At 43.0% G+C, this 20,725-nt stretch carries 19 protein-coding genes; 10 read left to right on the forward strand and 9 right to left on the reverse strand.

The features are described 5' to 3' along the window. Positions 1-167: 167 nt before the first annotated feature. Positions 168-1,367, reverse strand: coding sequence for an FAD-dependent oxidoreductase (locus ACIGBM_RS07240; RefSeq protein ID WP_397477269.1), 1,200 nt, complete (start codon positions 1,365-1,367; stop codon positions 168-170). Positions 1,368-1,718: 351 nt separating this feature from the next. Here ACIGBM_RS07240 and ACIGBM_RS07245 point away from each other — a divergent pair, with 351 nt between their 5' ends. The 6 genes from ACIGBM_RS07245 to ACIGBM_RS07270 all read left to right on the forward strand — a co-directional run bounded on the left by ACIGBM_RS07245 (position 1,719) and on the right by ACIGBM_RS07270 (position 7,370). Continuing rightward, positions 1,719-2,675, forward strand: a complete 957-nt coding sequence (locus ACIGBM_RS07245; protein ID WP_394123772.1) for an alpha/beta fold hydrolase — start codon at positions 1,719-1,721, stop codon at positions 2,673-2,675. Between the two features lie 224 nt (positions 2,676-2,899). Beyond that, positions 2,900-3,721, forward strand: coding sequence for a 2,3,4,5-tetrahydropyridine-2,6-dicarboxylate N-succinyltransferase (gene dapD / locus ACIGBM_RS07250; RefSeq protein ID WP_057760881.1), 822 nt, complete (start codon positions 2,900-2,902; stop codon positions 3,719-3,721). Between the two features lie 225 nt (positions 3,722-3,946). Beyond that, positions 3,947-4,678, forward strand: a complete 732-nt coding sequence (gene queE / locus ACIGBM_RS07255; protein ID WP_397477270.1) for a 7-carboxy-7-deazaguanine synthase QueE — start codon at positions 3,947-3,949, stop codon at positions 4,676-4,678. Between the two features lie 61 nt (positions 4,679-4,739). Beyond that, positions 4,740-5,897, forward strand: coding sequence for a multidrug resistance efflux transporter family protein (locus tag ACIGBM_RS07260; RefSeq protein WP_397477271.1), 1,158 nt, complete (start codon positions 4,740-4,742; stop codon positions 5,895-5,897). 100 nt (positions 5,898-5,997) lie between these two features. Beyond that, on the forward strand, positions 5,998-6,633 hold the full coding sequence (locus ACIGBM_RS07265; protein ID WP_290175471.1) for a trimeric intracellular cation channel family protein: 636 nt from the start codon (positions 5,998-6,000) through the stop codon (positions 6,631-6,633). A 71-nt stretch (positions 6,634-6,704) separates the two neighbouring features. Continuing rightward, the gene (locus tag ACIGBM_RS07270; RefSeq protein WP_057760888.1) at positions 6,705-7,370 is read left to right on the forward strand and encodes a trimeric intracellular cation channel family protein; all 666 of its coding nucleotides are present in this window, start codon (positions 6,705-6,707) and stop codon (positions 7,368-7,370) included. An 82-nt stretch (positions 7,371-7,452) separates the two neighbouring features. On the opposite strand, the gene recJ is transcribed toward ACIGBM_RS07270, so the two are convergent. Then, positions 7,453-9,291, reverse strand: coding sequence for a single-stranded-DNA-specific exonuclease RecJ (gene recJ / locus ACIGBM_RS07275; RefSeq protein ID WP_397477272.1), 1,839 nt, complete (start codon positions 9,289-9,291; stop codon positions 7,453-7,455). A gap of 317 nt (positions 9,292-9,608) precedes the next feature. On the opposite strand from recJ, the gene ACIGBM_RS07280 reads away from it, so the two are divergent. Together ACIGBM_RS07280 and ACIGBM_RS07285 are read left to right on the forward strand one after the other, a co-directional pair. Next, on the forward strand, positions 9,609-10,124 hold the full coding sequence (locus ACIGBM_RS07280) for a hypothetical protein (protein ID WP_057760892.1): 516 nt from the start codon (positions 9,609-9,611) through the stop codon (positions 10,122-10,124). A gap of 184 nt (positions 10,125-10,308) precedes the next feature. Beyond that, a complete protein-coding gene (locus tag ACIGBM_RS07285; RefSeq protein ID WP_201567403.1) occupies positions 10,309-10,698 on the forward strand; it encodes a hypothetical protein in 390 nt (129 codons plus the stop codon). Between the two features lie 98 nt (positions 10,699-10,796). Here the strand turns inward: ACIGBM_RS07285 and ACIGBM_RS07290 are convergent, their stop codons facing one another. The 3 genes from ACIGBM_RS07290 to uvrB form a co-directional block, all read right to left on the reverse strand. Further along, positions 10,797-11,174, reverse strand: coding sequence for a hypothetical protein (locus ACIGBM_RS07290; protein ID WP_101206413.1), 378 nt, complete (start codon positions 11,172-11,174; stop codon positions 10,797-10,799). Positions 11,175-11,474: 300 nt separating this feature from the next. Continuing rightward, a complete protein-coding gene (locus ACIGBM_RS07295; protein ID WP_397477273.1) occupies positions 11,475-12,527 on the reverse strand; it encodes a pyridoxal phosphate-dependent aminotransferase in 1,053 nt (350 codons plus the stop codon). A 312-nt stretch (positions 12,528-12,839) separates the two neighbouring features. Then, on the reverse strand, positions 12,840-14,951 hold the full coding sequence (gene uvrB, locus ACIGBM_RS07300; RefSeq protein ID WP_101206411.1) for an excinuclease ABC subunit UvrB: 2,112 nt from the start codon (positions 14,949-14,951) through the stop codon (positions 12,840-12,842). Positions 14,952-15,433: 482 nt separating this feature from the next. Between uvrB and dps the strand changes: the two genes are divergently transcribed. Next, positions 15,434-15,916 carry a DNA starvation/stationary phase protection protein Dps gene (gene dps, locus ACIGBM_RS07305; protein WP_394123779.1) on the forward strand — a complete coding sequence of 161 codons (483 nt, stop codon included), beginning with the start codon at positions 15,434-15,436 and terminating at the stop codon, positions 15,914-15,916. 158 nt (positions 15,917-16,074) lie between these two features. On the opposite strand, the gene ACIGBM_RS07310 is transcribed toward dps, so the two are convergent. From ACIGBM_RS07310 to ACIGBM_RS07325, 4 genes are all read right to left on the reverse strand, one after another. Beyond that, the gene (locus ACIGBM_RS07310; protein ID WP_397477274.1) at positions 16,075-17,163 is read right to left on the reverse strand and encodes a cation diffusion facilitator family transporter; all 1,089 of its coding nucleotides are present in this window, start codon (positions 17,161-17,163) and stop codon (positions 16,075-16,077) included. A gap of 187 nt (positions 17,164-17,350) precedes the next feature. Next, positions 17,351-17,911: an acyl-CoA thioesterase gene (locus tag ACIGBM_RS07315; RefSeq protein WP_379544768.1), complete on the reverse strand. Its 561-nt coding sequence runs from the start codon at positions 17,909-17,911 to the stop codon at positions 17,351-17,353. A 151-nt stretch (positions 17,912-18,062) separates the two neighbouring features. Next, entirely contained in the window at positions 18,063-18,473 is a 411-nt protein-coding gene (locus ACIGBM_RS07320) for a DUF2177 family protein (protein ID WP_379544770.1), read from the reverse strand. 39 nt (positions 18,474-18,512) lie between these two features. After that, positions 18,513-19,415, reverse strand: coding sequence for a LysR family transcriptional regulator (locus ACIGBM_RS07325; protein WP_165597855.1), 903 nt, complete (start codon positions 19,413-19,415; stop codon positions 18,513-18,515). Between the two features lie 108 nt (positions 19,416-19,523). Between ACIGBM_RS07325 and ACIGBM_RS07330 the strand changes: the two genes are divergently transcribed. Next, entirely contained in the window at positions 19,524-20,696 is a 1,173-nt protein-coding gene (locus tag ACIGBM_RS07330; RefSeq protein WP_397477275.1) for an MFS transporter, read from the forward strand. Positions 20,697-20,725: the final 29 nt, after the last annotated feature.

Here is a 20,725-nt window from a genome sequence, read left to right on the forward strand (position 1 = left end):
AAAACAAAGGTAGCGCATTGCTTTTACTGTTTATTTTTTAAACTTGCAACGTAAAACCCACTTTCTCATTTTACGTTTTTTCTAATCAATCATACCTGATTATCAATAAACATTGACAACTAATCATATGGATTTTATGGTTTATTCCAAATGAGCATTAACCTTCGTTAGTTCTTATTAGCCTCGATAAAACGCTTATCGATATACTTCTTGAGATGCCATACCCAGCGACCTTGTAGGTTTACATTACCCCAACTACCAATGGCGTATTTATCACCGCAAGACAGCAGATATAGCGTGCGTGACTTTGGCTGATAGCTCTTCATTACACTATCTTTCAAATAGGCCAATAAGTTATCGGCTTCGACAGCACCGCCATGTACGGAGTGAACCCCTGAGTGCGCCACGTACTTATCGACTCGTGTCGCCGCATCGCCAACGGCAAAGACATTGGAATGAGAGACACTTTGCTGCTTATTGTTTACCGCGACAAACCCATCGCCTTCGGTTTTCAAATCCGTAGAAGCCGTCCATGCCGACCCTATGACGCCAGTCGCAGCGATGACCGCATTGATGGGCAATGATTTATGCGTGGTCAATAATTCTCCATCACGATAATCGGTCGCTCGTTCTCGAATTATCGTAATGCCATGTCGATCTAGCTGCTTGATAACCCGCTGTCGAAAGCCCGAATTAAACCCTGACAAGAGATTTTCACCGCATATCAATATCACTTGATGGTGACGATTGATGTTCCGTAGTGCAACTTGAGCGGCCATGACCAACTCTATGGCCGCAGCGCCTGCCCCAATAATAGCCAATTGGTACTTTTCAGATGACTGGGCATCCTTCAAAATCCGCTGCCATTGGGTGATAAATGTTGATAACGGTCGTATGGCAATCACGTCAGTATCAGCATGGGCATTAACAGCGCCAACATCAACATCTGTATCGTCACTGTCGCTTCTGTGATCCTCGTGATTGTATAGCCAACGCATGTCTGTATCTGCGCCCGTATTTAGAGACAAGACGTCGTAGTCAAAATCCGTTTGTTCATCGCTAGTCGTAACCACCTTGTTTGACGCTGCGTTTACTTTTACAAGCGATTGCTGAATAAAGCGCACGCCTGCTCGTACACAAAGCGATTTGATATCGATACTGATATCATGCAGCTGATAATGCCCTGCCATCCAACCCGGTAACATGCCAGAATATATCGTTTGCGGTTGCTCACTAATTAAGTGAATGTCTGCATCGGTCGTATCGGTATTCTTTAAACGCGCTGCGCTAAATCGGCGTAACATGCCAATGTGAGCATGACCTGCCCCTGCCAATAGTAGTGTCTTTTTCGGTGAAAATTTTGTCATAGATGATTCTATCAAGCCGATTGGTTGCTGTTAGTGTTTGATGGAATGTTGATTGATATAAATGACTTTAAAAACTCATTTAAAAGTATCATATAAATAAGACAAATCTGTTGCAGGCGAACAGTAAGAGCGTAAATGGCTTATGTAGCGTCAAAAGCACTTACTGCGCTAGGGCTTGCTCTTATTTTAAAAATAGCGATAAAAACAATAAAATAAGGTGAAATTATTTACCAACGCCCAGTACAATAGAACATTATAAGAGCCGCATGATAAATTGCGCTGCTTGACCCATTATTTGAGAAACATCGTCAAAACCGTTAATGAAAATTATAAGTAATCAAGGAACATTACATGAGTACCAACATCGATACCAGTAACGATCACATTTTGTCTTCTGACAATATTCACTACTTGCATCATGACTTTTTTGAACCAAGTAGCAAAGACGTCGAGATTAGCGCGACTTTACTGATTGTGCATGGCATGGCAGAGCACAGCGGTCGCTATAACGATTTTGCACAGTTTTTAGCAGATAATGGTATCGCTGTGGCCACTTATGATCATTTGGGTCATGGACAGACTATCAAGACTGAAGCCGATCTTGGGTTTTTTGGTGAGGAGCATCCGGTACAGTCGCTTTTGAAAGACGTGATTGTGATGGCCGATAGCCTAAAAGACCGTCATCCAGACGTCCCGCATTTTGTGATGGGTCACTCAATGGGGTCGTTTATCGTGCGCAATGTACTGAAACATCATGCGCATAATTTTACAGGCGCCATCCTAATGGGTTCCGCAGACGCTAACCCACTGGCCAAGGTTCTATTACCTATTAACAAGCTACTCGCCAGAGTCGCCCCAAGACAACCGAATACAGTTTTTGCCAAGGTGATGAACAAAGTCCTTAACAGCCAACTATCTGATCGTAATTCGTCCTCACAGTTTGCGTGGCTCAGTGAAAATACCGCAAACATTGAAGCCTATGAAGCCGATCCTAAGACTGGTTTTGACTTTACCAATAATGGCTTTATGACATTGTTTACGCTCATGGATACTGGACTGAATAAAAATTGGGCTACCACTATTGCCAAAAACTTCCCAATGCTATTTATCAGCGGTGAAGATGATCCGATTGGTGAAATGGGTCGCGGTATACGTAGGGTTGTCACGCGTCTGGATAAGCGTCATTTCAGTCATGTCGATATTCAGCTGTATCCTAATATGCGCCATGAAGTGCTGCACGAAAAGGATAAACAGACTGTGTATCAAGATATTTTAGAGTGGATAGAGACCAACACGACAGACGATTAAATCATGATAAATGAGTTGTTTTGAGGGAGTACCTGAAAACGACTCATTCAATACTGTCATAATAAGACCCTCAACGTGTTTGCTAAAAGCGGTCAAATTAGCGACAATACGGCAAGCAAGTTTTTGGACCAAGCCATACCTTGAATTTTCTTTAGGCCGGGTCATATAAGTCTTTAACCATAACATTAAGATCACCCTCCCTTTCATTCATTTTAGGAACCTTTATGTCATTACAACAAACCATCGAACAAGCATTTGAAAATCGCAATGAATACAGCCCAGCTAATATGCCACAAGACGTGCGCGATGCTATCAATCAAGTACTTGAGCAACTAGATAACGGTAGCCTGCGCGTAGCAGAAAAGAAAGATGGTGAATGGGTTGTCAATCAGTGGGCCAAAAAAGCCGTACTATTGTCTTTCCGTTTAAACGATAACTACGTCCAAGCCGCTGGCGAACACGTACAGTTCTATGACAAAGTACCGACTAAATTTGCTAACTGGACCGAAGCACAGTTTAAAGAAGCAGGCGTACGCGTTGTACCACCAGCTGTTGCTCGTAGAGGTTCATTCATCGCAGCAGGCGCAGTATTGATGCCGTCATACGTCAACATCGGTGCATATGTCGATCAAGGTGCAATGGTTGATACATGGGCGACTGTTGGTTCATGTGCTCAAATCGGTAAAAACGTGCATCTGTCAGGCGGCGTTGGCATCGGCGGTGTATTAGAGCCATTGCAAGCAAACCCTACTATCATTGAAGACAACTGCTTCATCGGTGCACGCTCTGAAATCGTTGAAGGTGTTATCGTTGAAGAAGGCGCTGTCATCTCTATGGGTGTCTACATCGGTCAATCAACGCGCATCTATGATCGCGAGACTGGCGAGATTCATCGTGGCCGTGTACCAGCAGGTTCTGTTGTCGTACCAGGTAGCTTACCGTCAGAAGATGGCACGCACAGCCTGTACGCTGCTATCATCGTGAAAAAAGTTGACGCGCAAACTCGTGCAAAAACATCAGTAAATGAGCTATTACGCCTAGCCTAAATATTTGGCAAGTACCGTTGTTTATTGAATAATATTGTTTTATATGAAGATGCTGGAGGATGACTCCAGCATCTTTTTTGCAGCTTAATATAACGCGTTACGTTATAATCCTCTTTTATTTTGTCTTTATACAAACACAAAATAATTCGTACCATCCCCTGCCTTTTTATTATGATTGATAAGCGCTTCATCGCCTTATCGACCTTTAACTGTATTTGAAATATTATGAGTGAATCATCCTTACGCACCGCCGCTATCCCTGTCACTGACCCTGAAGCAGGGTTGCGTCTGACTGAGATTTTTTATTCCTTACAAGGTGAGGCGATCACTTCAGGCTTGCCGACGATATTTGTGCGTCTAACAGGCTGTCCGCTGCGCTGCGTCTATTGTGATACCGAATATGCTTTTACTGGCGGCGAACGTCAATCATTAGAAACCATCATAGAAACCATCAAAGGTTATCCGTGCAAGCGCATCTGTCTGACAGGCGGTGAACCATTAGCACAGCCAAATGCCATTGAATTGATGAAACGTTTGCTGAGCGATGGTTATGAGATATCCCTTGAAACCGCAGGCGCGCTGACGGTAGAAAACGTGCCAGCAGCAGTCAGTAAGGTAATGGATCTCAAAACGCCAAGCTCAGGCGAAGTCGATAAAAACCTATGGTCAAATCTCGACTATCTCACTCAGCACGACCAGATCAAGTTTGTCATTATGAATCGTACAGATTACGACTGGGCAAAAGCTAAATTGACCGAGTATAAGCTAAACGAACTGGTCGGCACGATATGGTTCTCTCCGATGTTTAATGTCGCAGATGATGTCGATGAACAGCTCAGCCCTGAAGTACCTGTATTGGCGCGCGAGCTAGCAGAATGGATGTTGGCTGATGCCTTGCCAGTTCGCTTTCAGCTGCAATTACATAAAATCATTTGGGCAGATGCCAAAGGCAAGTAACTATCAGCAAGTAACAAACAAAAAGTGTGAATACGTTGAGTGCCATGGATAAGGTAGCGGTATGATCAAACTCATTTTATTGGGCTTGTTAGCAGGTGCGTTTTTTAGCTCAACATTTATTTTAAATGAGCTTATGAGTAGCGCAGGTGGACATTGGTTTTGGTCAGCGAGTCTACGCTATGTCTTTATGCTATTGATTATCACCGCCATTATTACGATACAACATGGCTTTGGTCGTGTTAAAGCATTAATGAAAATTTTTCTTCAGCATTGGGGCTTTTGGTGCATTACTGGCAGTATCGGATTTGGACTGTTTTATACTGGTATTTGCTATGCCGCAGATCATGTTGCAGGATGGGTGGTAGCGGCTACCTTTATGTTTACCGTCGTCGCCAGTTTGCTTGTGCTATTGGCATTTGGTCAACGTTTTGATAAAAAATTCATCGTATACGCTGTCATTGTCTTTATCGGTGTGGCGCTCGTCAATATCAGCGAAGGTCTGCATGCTGCTGCTATAACCGACACCGTCCCCATGTCTGAAATGCTACTCTACGGTGCGCTACCTGCGCTTATCGCTGCTTTTAGTTACCCAATTGGTAACCAGCTGGTTTGGCAGGCTTCTCATAATGCCCGCGCGCGCAATACTGAATTACAGAAGGCAGCAGAGTTGAACGCTCAACGAGCTAGCATCAGTATTGGTATTGATATTAACGAGCAGAGTGAACCGCTCATATCCGAAGCTTATGATTTGCCAGCTACGACATATGATGCTACCGACCTCGATAGCGTACTTCAAAGTAACAACACTGCGGCAACCTCATCCCTACAAAATCTAATTGCTCGTATTCCTTCTATCGAAACCACGCTACTGCAAAATGCCTTTAACAAAGTGTGGCTAATGACTCTTGGGTGTTTGCCATTTTGGCTGTTTTTGGGCATTATAGTGCGCCCTGACCAGCCCCACCCCTCACAAATAATCAATACGTTGCTCGTTGCTCTATTGGCAGGCGTGGCAGCGACCACTATATTTTTGTATGCGCGCGAGCAAGCTGTTACTTCAAGCGAGGTTGCAGGCGTTGACTCAACCCAAGCCAGTGAGGTTATCTTTGCTTTGATTGGGGGTATATTATTATTAGATAACGCCATACCTTCGACGATGGGACTGGTCGGTATAGGGCTGATTATTGTAGGACTGATATTATTTGCAAAAGATGGCTAAATGGCACTGTAACACTACACCTCTTTCGTCAAATTTATGCATTGAATAGCCACCTAAAAAACACCTATCACTTTGATGATCTCGATTTGGCACTATAACCATGGGTAATGCTTTGATTTTTCCTGATATTCTATTATATTTATTGGATATGGTTGGCATTGTTGCCTGCGCGATTGCAGGGACTTTGCTTGCGCAGCATAAAGGCTTCGATATTGCTGGGTGTATCTTGGTAGCGATGGTCAATGCTATCGGCGGTGGTACTTTACGTGATATGGCTCTCGACCGCCATCCTTTATTTTGGATGACTGACCTTAATTACGTGATCGTTATCACGGTGACCTCTCTTATTTTACAAATTTTCTTTCACCTTTATCATAAGATTGATAATGCGTTAAAGCTCTTTGATGCCATTGGACTGGCTGCCTTCAGTGTCATTGGTTTTAAGGTGGCCTTAACCCTAGATATGTCTCCCCTGATTGCTATCATGATGGGTGTCTGGACTGCCATTATCGGTGGTTTGCTACGTGATATCATCTGTAATGAGATTCCGCTGGTACTACAGCGTGAGATTTATATTACTGCCAGTATCGCAGGGTCTGTGACCTATTTATGCTTACAGTATTTCGGAGTCGGTGCCAGTCTCAACGAATTTATTATGCTGTTTGTCATCTTTGCAGTTCGTATGCTCGCGCTCAGATTCGACTGGCATCTGCCTTCTATTCGACTCGTGGACTGATTGATTGAGCAAGACTCTGCGTAGATAGCCTTTGTTTGACTGACAATAATTGAAAATAGTGAGAACTGCCCATGTTGGCTATCGTATTGGACCCTACCGTACTGATCACTACTTTTGACCCGCGCTCTTTGATATATTTCTTTGATATGATTGGCATCATCGCCTGTAGTGTCTCAGGAACGATACTTGCCAAGCACAAAAACTTCGACGTCTTCGGCTGTCTGCTCGTGTCTATCGTCACTGCTATCGGTGGCGGCACAGTACGTGATGTCATTCTCGATCGCCATCCGTTATTTTGGATGGTAGATATGAGCTACCTGACCCTTATTACGATTTCATCACTAGCGATGCAGATATTTTTTCATCCAAATTCAAGACGAGTGGATAAGTTCCTCAAACTATCTGACACCATTGGTCTGTCAGCATTTACGCTGATCGGGATCAAAGTCGCTGATAGTATGGGTGCCAATGTGCCTGTAGCGCTATTATTAGGTGTGATTACCATCGTGGTTGGTGGCATCATTCGCGATATGATTTGCAATGAGATTCCATTGGTACTACAGCAAGAGATTTACATCACCGCAGCGTTGACAGGTGGTGTGCTGTACTTTGCTCTAAAGAACTTAGGTGTGACAGATTGGGTAGCTGACATCTCTACGATGAGTACGATTTTTACTTTGCGTATGCTGGCTATTCGTTACGATTGGCAGTTCCCCACACTAGAGTGGAAATACTGATACTAGGGCGTGTCTTCATTTCAAAAATACCAACGCACCCATATTTGAGCGCGTCTAGTATTATCGGTTTGACATTGTCGCTTTAACCTTGCTCTACCACAGCCAAATCTTTAACCATCAGCTGTAAGCTTTGCTTGCCATTCCATTCATTGATGTCTAGCTGAAATAGTAAATGGACTTGCTTAGCACGGTAATCCCACGCTTCATTATCGAAGTTAAAGCAAATTGCCTCTATCGGATATTGAACATCTGGATAGCGCAGCGATAACTTAAGATGTTTATCTTTTAAAATCTTGAAGCTCAATACTTCAAATACACCGTCAAATATCGGTGGCGCAAATCCATGACCCCAGATACTGGCATCGGCTAAATGCTCGGCAAACCATAAGCTAAAGTCACTCGCTTGCAAAGGTCCATCGGTGAATTTTTGCTCTGCAAATACCTCATCATCCATCTGAGCCATTACTTCATTAAAAGCTGTGACAAATGCCTCAAAGTTGCGGCGCTTGAGGGTTAAACCTGCGGCCATCGCATGCCCGCCGAAATGACTGATTAAGTCTGGATAACGCTCAGCAACTTGCTCAATCGCATCACGAATATGTACGCCAGCGATAGAACGTGCAGAGCCTTTAATGGCGCTATTTTCATCTGTTTGTTCAGTGTCTGCTGGCGCAAAAACGATACTGGGTAAATAATGGCTTTCTTTTAAGCGACCAGCGACAATGCCAATGACTCCTTGATGCCAGTCATCTTGGTATAGAATAATACTACGCGCACCTGTATTGTTTGCTTTAGCAGTAGAAACAGCTTGAGTAATTGTGTCATCGTTACTGGCATTATCATCGCCTTCACCACTCACACTATCGTCGCTATTATCTTCACGAGCCAGTGCTTGTACGATACTATCAGCTTGCGCACGCATCTCGCCCTCTACATGACGACGCGTACGGTTCAACTGTTCAAGCTCTTGTGCCAAACGTTGCGCGGTACTCCAGTCTTCAGTCAATAAGCACTCGATACCGATGCGCATATTATCCATACGCCCAGCAGCATTGATACGTGGGCCTAATACAAAACCGAAATCCTGAGCATGAAGCTGCTTAGGATCACGGCCCGCTTGCTCAAGCAATGCCAATATCCCCATACAGCAGCGGCCTTGACGAATAGCTGATAATCCGTGATGTACCAAGATGCGGTTGTTTTTATCCAGTACCCCAACATCTGCAATCGTCCCAAGTGCGACCAAATCCAAATATTGGCTAACCTGTACCGTAGACTTGCCAGCTTCGCGGCGCAGCTTTGCTAATCGTCCGAGCACATAAAACGCGACTCCAACTCCGACCAGTGCTTTACTAGCAAAGTCACAACCTAGCTGATTGGGATTGACTACCGCTTCGGCAGGTGGCGTCTCTTTGGTGGTGAGATGATGGTCAGTGATAATCACCGTGATACCATCAGCTTGGGCGCGTGCCACCCCTTCATGACTTGAGATGCCATTATCAACCGTCACTATCATATTTGGCTGAAAAGTCTCAATACCTAACTCGACAATCTCTGGCGTCAGGCCATAACCGTACTTAAAACGATCTGGTACTAGGAAATCAACGACCGCACCCATCTTTGTGAGCGCGCGCATCATTAAGGCTGTACTGGTGGCACCATCACAGTCAAAGTCACCAACGATCAAGATACGCTGACGCTCATCAATGGCCACATCTAATAAGCGCACGGCTTCTGTGACACCGTGCAATGCCTCAGCAGGCAATAGACCTGATAGGCTAGTCTCCAGCTCATCAGGCGCAGTGATACCTCGCCCTGCATACAGACGGGCAAGCGTGAATGATTGAGCGGCAAATAGTTGCAGCGCGGCGGGCAACTCGTCGATGCGAGTGCTGGTATAACGGGGGGTTAAATTTAGCATGAGGGTATTCTACTGGCTTTAGTAGAGGCTCACAATGACAATTTATACTACCTCTGTATATCATTAGGCATTGTGCAACCTGATGAATAATGCCTGTAAACTAGCAGTAATTGAGACTATCATTTTTATAGCTCATGTAAATCACCTTCATTTAACCACTTACAAAAAAGGTGCACAGTGTGAGTAATTTCATTCATTTTGCTACAAAGCAATGATTGTAAGCCACGCATAAATCCATAAAATAGTAAGCAACTGAAGGATTTGTTATCTATTGAACTTTTTATCATTTATATTTTAATTATTTATAAGGACACTTTATGAAAACCACGCCACTTGCTGAAAAACTTCCAAATACTATCGACCCTAACCTAGACCTTGATAAAGTTAAAAAAGAATGTCAGGGAATGGTAAAAAGACGCGCTAGAGTTTCTGCTGGTGTAGCAGTTGTGCCAGTACCATTTTTTGATGTGGCAGTTGATGCGGGGATGTTGACGCAGTTGATTCCAGAGATTAGTGAGCGTTTTGGTCTCATTGAAGACCGTCAATCAGCCATTAACTTGGAATCACGCGAAGTGCATTGGAGCGCAGTAAAAGATCGTACTGTAGATTTCGCTGGTCTCATGGCAACACGTGGTATCGTCAAAAAAACCATTCAAGGTTTCGGTGGTCGTATCGCTGCCAAACAAGTGACCAAGTTTATTCCACTTGGTGGTCAACTAGTTGCTGCAACGATGGGTTATACGATTTTTAAGAAAATTGCCAATGACCATATCAATGAATGCTATAAATTGGCAAAAGATATTCAGCAAAAAGAACACGGCAAAAACGTATAAATAAGCCAAATAGCTTAGCCTATATCAAGCCAGTTAAGTGATTACTTAGCTGGCTTTTTTGTGGTTTATACAAATAGGTTATAGAGTTCTAAAATAAAATGCGCTTGTGGTTAATGATGTCATTGCTAGGTTTTACTGATAATATACAGCTTTATTTATGACAGACACCTTAAAGGACTAACTTATGAAAAAAATCTTGGCTTCAACGATGATGCTAGCGACTTTTGCCTTGGCGGGATGTACCACAACAGGTGCTACAAACAACGGTACAGGTACAGCAATCGGTACAGCAAATGAGATCGGCATGAATGTTTTTAGAGCTGCGATTGATAACCAATGCCGTAGCCAAATTGAAAAACAAAACGCGTGGCGTGTTGCAAGCGTCGCCATGACAGAAGCACAGCAAGAATCTGTTAAAACCAATGTTTGTGGCTGTGTCAGTGAGCAAGCACCGCAGCAAGTGACGATTGTTGAGCTGGGCAATGCCGCGATTGACTCTCAGTACCGTACTCAGTTAGTCGCACAAGTCGTCGCCAAATCTCTACAGAGCTGCTATACAAGCTTTGTTCAATAGGACAATTAAGTTATTCATTAGAGTAAAAAATAATAAAAAGGGTGCGTTATACATAACGCACCCTTTTTATTGCTAATAGATTGGTTCAATTAATTAGCCTAAAATTTATTTGTGTCAGATGCTTGGGACGTTATAGAAGCCGTAAAAGGTAACGACTGGCTACGACGGAAATACTTCGAAGTACTATCAATAATTTTATCTACTTCCTTAATTAAATCATTAATCACATCATCATAAATACCATGATATAGCTCTTTTTCAAATGCTGTAAATGGATGCTTGCGAGACGCTGAACCTACTTCAGTGACACCGTCTTTACTATAAAAAATATCTACGCGACCATCACTATTCAACACACAATTTAATAGTCCACCTTCAATTTCCATCTCTACGCGTTCTGGCATAAAAATATAGTCATCTACATTGATAAGCTTTTTTTCTACTTCTCGTTTAAAAAATGATTTGATATCGAACATAGGTACATCCCTAACTTTATAATTATAAGATACGTGAGCATGCCGAGCACTGTGATTGTTATCCAGTATTCATCTGTGTGATTAACGGGTCATGCTTTACTCAGTTATCCTATAAGATAGTGTTAGATTATTTAAGGTGCGATATGTAAAACTGCGTTTGATGTTGGTAAAAATGTGCGATTCATTTTGGCTGTGATATAGACCCAATAAAACAGAACCAGAAAAATAAACACAACAAAAAAGGAAGCTGCTAATCAGTAACTTCTCTTTTATATTATCGAACTGCATTAACTGACTTAATTAAACCCAGCCCTTCTCACGAAACGATTTAAGCACCCCTACAAATACTGCCATCTCATCAGGTCTGCCAAGTGTTAATCGGTTAAAGCCAGTGATAGGCGCAAACTCACGCCCGACCGCAATACCATGTTCGCGCATTCTATCGATATAGGTTTGCACATCACCTTTTATCTCATGAAATATAAAACTGGCCTGTGATGGCAAATAGCGTAAGCCAAGCTCATCTAATGTTTGCTCAACCAGTTGACGCGATTGATTGGCCGTACGTAAGCTCAATGCTAGAAAATCTTCATCATCAAGCGTCGCTAACGCAGCTACAGCACCTGACAAATTGGTATTATCAATCGAGATAAATGCTTCTAATCTAGCAATCGTTTGCGGGCTAGCAACTGCATAGCCGACACGCATGCCAGCGAGTGCACATAGTTTTGAGAAAGTACGCACCACAACGATATTTTCTGAGTACTCCTCTCGTATCCATGCGACACCACTCTCAAAACTTGGATCAGTCACATACTCTGAATAAGCTTCATCGAGTAAAAAGTAATGGTTACTTGGTGCATTTCCTACCCATTCTTTGAGCTTTACTGTGTCAGTAATAGTCGACGTTGGGTTGTTTGGATTGCACAGATAAAACAAGCTAATACCATCAAAGCCATCAGCCACTTTTTGCATGCTTTGCAAGTCAAAGGCGTAGTTTTCAGTCATCAGTAGTACTTTTACCACAGGCACATCGATGGATGTCGCATATAATTCAGCATAGGCAAAGGTTGGATGCGGCACGATAACTTGGAACTTTTTGCCTTCTACCAAAGCTTGATTTTGTAGCATTTGGACGACAGTACGAATGTTTTCACTAGAGCCACTGCCCAGTGAGATTTGACTCTCTGTCACACCGTTTATCTCAGCGACTTTGGTAATCAGCGCCGCACGTTGGTCATCAGGATAACGAAAACCGATGTCTAGAGAGTTGATAACGGCTTTTTTGGCCGAATCTGACATGCCGAGTGAGTTTTCGTTCGAGTTTAATTCTATTAAGTTGTTGGTAAGCACAGTGAATAATACGCCTAGATTGTGTCCATTCCAAAAATTTAGTCTGTGTTGATAATTTGATCTATGAGAACGACAAGCCTAGCCCGAATAGAGCATTACACGTGCTCGGCTTGTTAGCATGTGACTTAAATTTTTGAAATATTATATGGATGGTGAGATTTATGCGGATATGGTAAGTGGCAATGCGGTGTATTACAAGCGTTCTGTACGTTCCGATATTGAATAAACCATAAAAAAGTGAGGTACTCAACAAGCACCTCACCTTCGCTATTGTTTAGCCTCTTTTTTAACCTCAATATTTAACCCAATCTATCAGATTAAATGTGCTTTTAACTCAAGCACTTTGTCACGCGTTTTTGCTGCTTCTTCAAACTTTAAATCACGCGACATTTGCTGCATTTGCTTCTCTAAACGTTTGATTTCTTTGGCAAGCAGATCAGGGCTACGCAAGATATTGATGTCGACATCTGGCAGGTTACTCTTAACTGGGATAGCTTGATTGTCATTGGCATCCAAGCTTTCGCCCGTATCAATCTTGTCCGTGATACTACGACGAGCACCTTTTGGCGTGATGTTATGTTCAAGGTTAAAGGCAATCTGCTTATCACGGCGGCGATCCGTCTCATCTATCGCCTTTTGCATACTTGGCGTAATGCGATCAGCATAGAGAATGGCTTTACCATTCAAGTGACGTGCTGCACGACCAATGGTCTGAATAAGTGAACGCTCAGAACGTAAGAAGCCCTCTTTATCAGCATCGAATATCGCTACCAGTGATACCTCAGGCATATCCAAGCCTTCACGTAATAAGTTGATACCGACCAACACATCATGCACGCCAGTACGGAGCTCATGGATAATCTGCATACGCTCAACAGTATCGATGTCCGAATGTAGATAAGCGACCTTTACATCGTACTCTTTAAGGTAACTGGTCAGATCTTCCGACATACGCTTAGTCAACGTGGTAATCAACACACGCTCATCCTTTTCGCGGCGTTTGGTAATCTCTGATAACACATCATCAACTTGCGTCAATACTGGACGTATCTCAATCTCAGGGTCAATCAGACCTGTCGGACGAACAACCTGCTCAACAACTTGCTCGCTGTGCTCAAGCTCATACAATGCTGGCGTAGCACTGACATAAATGGTTTTGGGCTTGATGCGCTCCCACTCTTCAAACTTCATCGGGCGATTATTCATCGCACTGGGTAATCTAAAACCATAATTGACCAAGTTTTCTTTACGCGATCTATCGCCTTTATACATCGCGCCAATCTGCGAAACCGTCACATGCGACTCATCAAGGAACAGTAAGGCATCTTCTGGAATATAATCAAACAAAGTCGGCGGCGCTTCCCCTGATGGACGACCAGAGAGATGCTGCGAGTAGTTTTCGATACCGTTACAGTAACCAAGCTGCTGAATCATCTCCAAGTCATATTGAGTACGCTCTTTGAGACGCTGTGCTTCAATCAGTTTGTTGTTGTCACGGAAGTATTCCAAACGCGGCTCTAACTCAGCACGAATCGTATGGCTGGCGGCTTCTAGTTTATTACGCGGCGTCACATAGTGCGACTTTGGATAAATGGTAATACGTGGCACGCTGCGCACCGTCTTACCCGTTAAAGGATCAAACCACGTAATCTTTTCGACTTCGTTGTCGAATAAATGCACACGTACGGCTAGCTGCTCAGACTCAGCAGGATAGATATCTAACAGCTCTCCACGCAAGCGATACGTACCACGGCCAAAATCTAGCTCGTTACGTGTGTACTGCATCTCCACCAAACGCTTGATGGTTGCCGTACGGTCGATGTTATCGCCTACGACGACATGCAGTAGCATTTTTAGATAACTTTCTGGATCACCCAAACCATAAATGCATGATACCGAAGCGACGATAATCGCATCACGACGCTCTAACAAGGCACGCGTGGCTGACAGGCGCATCTGATCAATATGATCATTGATGGCGCTGTCTTTTTCGATAAAGGTATCACTAGCTGCGACATACGCTTCTGGCTGATAGTAATCATAATAGCTGACGAAATATTCAACAGCATTATTAGGAAAAAACGATTTGAACTCGCCATATAGCTGAGCGGCTAGCGTTTTATTATGCGCCATAATAATGGTCGGACGTTGAGTTTCAGCAATAACTTTTGCCATGGTATAGGTCTTACCAGAACCAGTCACACCCAATAGCAACTGCTCGTCCATGTCCGAATTGATACCGTTAACTAGCTTTTTGATGGCTTGCGGCTGGTCGCCTGCTGGCTCAAAGTCAGTAACCATCTCAAAGGCACGACTTGATATTTGCGTCCCTGACGCATTAACACCACTAATTTCAGCTTCGCCTTGGAGCTGAGTGGCCAATTGATTTAACTGACGCGATGAGCGCGGTTCAGGCATTCTCATAATGGCTTTCTTCTTCTTAAGGTTTATAACAATATGGGGTCTGAGCAGCGGTTTTTAAAGGAGAATAAGGAGTCTTATCCTATAGTCGAAACGCTCTCTCGTTGCCCAAAATATGAGTATATAAATGTACTATTTATTAAAAGTTAAGGCTTAATATTAGCGGATAAAACTCACATCGTTATAAAAAACGCACACAGTATTTGATAAATTTACAAAGCTTTTCATGGTTAACAAACTCGTTACACGACCACCTAACAAAGCATAACACTCAAGGGTTCCAACACTGAGTTAAGCTGCTATTATCGTTCTTGAATTAACAAGTTGATGACTTTCAAGTACTAGTGATCAGTACTAGTGAATAAATAGCTTTATAGCAATTCGTATCATTAGCTTTAACTTGATTGTCATCGAATAGAAGACCAATAAAAATACATTGAACTTTCATTCAATATAATAATTTTAAATAAATGACGGAGTAAAATATGAGAGAACGTTACGCAAGTGGTATTTCAGACGAAACTGCGAAAAAAATGATTGATTTGCTAAACGCTAACCTAGCAAATGTTATCGACTTAACCTTAGATGGCAAACAGTGCCATTGGAATCTACAAGGCACTGGCTTTATCGGTGTGCATCAATTACTAGATGAGACATCAGATCGTATCCTTGAAGTATCAGATACTATCGCAGAGCGTATAGTGATCCTAGGCGGCCAACCAAACGGTTTGGCAAGTCGCGTAGTCAAAGAGTCTATCCTAGATGATTATCCAACCGACATCACTGAAGTAGATCAGCATGTTCGTGAGCTAACTAGCCGTTATAAAAAAGTCGCAGAGACATTGCGCGAAGCGATTGCTACTGCTGGCGACGCAGGTGATGAAGACACCGCTGACTTATTTACAGAAGCTAGCCGTATCATCGATAAAGATGCATGGTTCATCGGCGCAAACGCTCCAAAGAACTAATAGCATTTAATTTGACTAGTTATTAAGTACTAGAGTTATAAAAAAGCCGTCATGATTGACGGCTTTTTTGTGTTTGGCGTTTTGTTAATTTAAAAAGAATACTTAAAAGCATTCGATAAAACCCACATATTACACATTCAATCCATCAAACCCCCAGATTAAATACTTTCTAAACTTAGCAGTTCAGCGTTAGGTTCTGACAGCGTCAAGATAGCCTCTTGAAAGACTGGGTTACCTCTGAATAAATTTTCAATCTCTTCAAACTTCTGAGCGATATGTTCTTCTTTTTGATTCCCTGCGATATCTACTGCCGCCACCATAAATATCTTTTTTGGGCCGACCCATTCTAGGTGTAGATAGGACACACTATCGATATCTGGATGATTTAGCAGTTCGCTCAAAACGTATTCGTGCATACGGTCAGTGACTCTATGCCCGACTAAGAAATCTCGATTACGACTGATCAAGAATATGGCGACGACACCTAGTAGTAGACCAACAATGATAGACCCTAACGCATCCCAATATGGTTCACCCGTATAAGCGTGCATCCCCATAGCAGCAGCGGCAATCACCAAACCGATGACTGCTGCTAAATCTTCAAAGAACACACCGCGCAACGTTGGGTTAGAAGTATCTACAACATAGCCAAGTGCACTGATATCGAGTGCTTCACCATGTTTTTTACTTTGTCTGTATGCCTGAACCAACGAGATCCCTTCGAGCACAAACGCCACTGCCAATACGATAAAGCCAATCGTATAGTTAGTCTCAGACTCAGTAGCGTTCCATTCTTTGATACCCGTATAGATAGAGACAATCGAACCTGCCGTAAACACACCAAAAGCAGCAATCATCGACCAAACATAAGACTCTTTGCCGTAGCCTAACGGATGGCTTTTATCAGCAGGTTTGATGGATTTTTTTTCTGCGACGATGAGCAAAGTACCATTGCCCGCATCCGCCCATGAATGAGCTGCTTCCGCAATCATAGAGGCTGAGCCTGTCATAAAGGCGGCAACTGTTTTTGCAATCGCAATAACGAGATTGGCCCCGACCGCAATCAACACAGTGATCAGTGAGCCTGAATGCTTATCATTAGTTTCAGGGCTTTGATTAAGGGTATGTTTTAGTTCAGGGTCATTTAGAATTTTAGGAGTACCTGCCCCACGCGCGCGAGGTGTTTGCGCTTTAGGAGAGGCTGGTAGATGGCGCTGGGGATTAGCAATAGATGGCTTTAGACTCATGCTAGACTCACTGAAATAAGCTATTGATAGTAGAATTTTTGCCGTAGATAAATGGCTTGAAATATATATCAGCTTAAAATAAGCGCTCTACAATATCAGTGTCTTTTTAGTGAGTCGTTGTATGAATTATTAATTCAATAAAAATAGATAACTTTATACAATTTTAGATAGCTTTAAATAACTCGGACTATTTTTCTATCTCGTTATACTCTTCGTTCTCGCCAAACTGCTTATTAATTTCTTCGAAGTCGCAACTAGGACGATGCGAGCTTTCCATACGCAGCTTTTTTCGTTCTTTTGCTGCATCAGCTCGACATTGCTGCATCTTGTTTTTGATATCGAGTGGTGGTGCGGATGTCGGTTTACCATTGTCATCGATAGCCACCATCGTAAAGTAACAGCTGTTAGTATGACGAACAGTACGACCACGCACATCTTCTGCTTCGACGCGGATACCTACTTCCATTGAGGTATTACCAACATAATTGACACTGGCTGCAAAAGTAACCAACTCGCCCACATATATCGGCTCACGGAACATTACCTGATCGACAGACAGTGTCACCACATAGTTACCACTATAGCGACTGGCACAAGCATAAGCGACCTGATCAAGCATCTTGAGCAAATCCCCACCATGCACATTGCCAATGAAATTCGCCATATCAGGCGTCATAAGTACTGACATGTATAGCTCGTGGTTTAACGGGGCTTTTTTAGCAGTGGAGCTGGTATTGTATTGCGGCATAATATTCCTTAATGGGTTAACACTTATTTATTATGTCTACCATTTATACAGCAGGTCGCCATATAGCACAAACAGACCTCTGTCATTAGACAGTCTAAATTGTGTAAATTGGGACTATTCAGACAGCGTTATATAGGCCAAGATATAATCGCTAGCTTAACCAATGGAAGCGATAAGCGAGCCAAGCGACGATGGCGCTAACTGAACCCGTCAAAATCCCACCCCAAGCAAAGTCTACTAACGCAGTATCTAAGGTAAACCCTTTATATAATGCTAAATTGGTAAAGTCGTATGTTCCATAAGCCATCAAGCCAATCAGCCCGCCGAGTAAGAAGATATGACCAACGGATGCGCCTGCTTTGATTTGTGGATATAGAACCAAAATACAAAGCGCCAATATATAAAACATATAGAACACGCCAGCTGCCATCATGTTTGGCTCATCAGCCAATAGATGCCCGATACGTGACTCATAAAAAGCCCCTTTCATGGTCGTCAGCCAAACAGCATCGACACCCAAAAAGATAACCACAGCAGCGAGATAAATAAAAACGTAACCCATGATATTACCTCTTATAAAATGAATAAAAACGTATGAAAGTTATAATGTCAGTCGTGGTTGGATAAAGTCTAAAAATGCCAGAATACGCGAAGATACGGCACTGTTTTTGTAATATACCGCTTGTATGGCTTCACGGTTGTTTGGTCTGACTATCGCCTCAGGCAACACCTCAACCAATCGTCCAGACTCCAAATCTTCACCAATCATAAAATGTGACAGTAAAGCGATACCCTGATGATTCAAACATAGCTGACGTAAGGTCTCGCCACTACTGCCAGTCATATGAAAATTCAGTTTAACTGGAGTTTTTAGTGGCCAACTATTTAGTTTTGACGCATCGTTAAAGCCAATTAATTTATGAGTGCTTAAATCATCAACATTCAAATTATCAATATGAGTCACTTCATTATGCTGGTGTAAGTATTCAGGACTGGCTACTAGCCGCAGCTTACTTTTACCCAATAGACGCGCATGCAAATTTGAGTCTTTTAAATCGCCAATTCTGATAGCCAAATCCGTCTTGTGCTCAAGCAAGTCAATAATATTGTCATGCGAGGTAAGGTCGAGAGTAATGTGTGGATATTGCGCCACAAAATCACCAACCAAAGGCGTCAGTTGATGAAAGACAAACGGGCTCGCGGCGTCAATCCGTAAATGCCCACTCGGCGCTTGTTTTAACAGCTTAATCGCTTCTTCACCGGTATATAACGTATTTAAACTCTCACGCGCATATCTTATAAAGACATGCCCTTCCTCCGTCAGCTCCAAGCGCCGTGTCGTTCTATTTAGCAGCGTGCATTGCAGCGTATCTTCGAGTCTGGACACCGCACGAGATACTTTGGCAACCTGCTGATTCAATAAGTTGGCAGCGCCAGTAAAGCTGCCCGTGTCCACTACCGTCAAAAATATCTCTATGTCTTCTGTTTTAGCATGTCCCATCATCACGATTACCTTTACAAAATTGACAAAGGTATTTTGTCATTTGTGCTGTTTTTTGCAAACTATAAATCGGTCAAACTATGCGCATCATTTAATTATTAGGATGTCGTTATGCCACTCGCTTTATGGGCGCTTACTCTAAGCGCATTTGCAATTGGGACAACCGAATTTGTCATCGTTGGATTGGTACCAACTATTGCCGCTGATCTGGGCGTGAGCTTACCTTCAGCAGGGTTACTCGTCAGTCTATATGCTGTCGGTGTTGCCATCGGTGCCCCTATACTTACCGCACTCACTGGCCGCTGGAATCGTAAAATAGTACTGATGAGCCTAATGGGTCTGTTTGTCATGGGTAACTTGCTGGCTTGGCAAGCACCCAGTTATGAAACCTTAATACTTGCCCGTATCTTGACCGGTCTGGCACATGGTGTGTTTTTCTCTATTGGTTCCATGATTGCTACTAGCCTTGTCAGTAAAGAAAAAGAAGCCAGCGCGATTGCCATTATGTTTACCGGACTTACCGTGGCGCTCGTCACTGGCGTACCCCTTGGCACATGGATTGGACAGCATTTCGGTTGGCGCGCTACGTTTCTAGTCGTCTCAGTACTGGGTTTAATCGCTTTAATTGGTAGCGCCATATTGGTACCAAAAAACTTAAAAAAATCTATCCCTGCAACGTTCAAAGAGCAATTACAAGTCATTGTAAAACCACAACTACTGCTGGTTTATCTCATGACTATTCTCGGCTATGGCGGTACGTTTACGGCATTTACCTACCTAGCACCTATCTTAGAGCAGCAGACTAAATTTGCGCCATCAGCCATTGGTCTTATCATGCTCGTATATGGCGTATCCGTTGCTGTCGGTAATATTTGGGGCGGAAAACTTGCAGATAAACGCGGCCCTATTAGTGCGCTTAGCATTATATTTAGCGCCCTAAGTGTCATTCTTTTACTGCTCACCTTTACTATGCAATCCAAGATTGCTGCTGTGCTGACTATTTTGGTATGGGGTGCTTTCGCCTTTGGTAATGTACCAGGCCTACAAATCTACGTAGTCAAGCAAGCTGAAAAATATACGCCGAACGCTGTCGATGTCGCTTCTGGATTGAACATTGCTGCATTCAATATCGGTATTGCACTAGGCTCAATCATCGGTGGTAGCGTAGTTGAAAATATGTCATTGCAAGACACAGCTTGGATCGGCGCTGTTATCTCTTTAATGGCATTAGCGGTCACACGCTATTCAGGTCTGCGTGATAAGCGTGCCCTACAAGCATCGTAGAACTTTTAAATACATAGGTCTCAAACTGC

Source organism: Psychrobacter sp. NPDC077938 (genome assembly GCF_044542635.1).
GTDB lineage: Bacteria > Pseudomonadota > Gammaproteobacteria > Pseudomonadales > Moraxellaceae > Psychrobacter.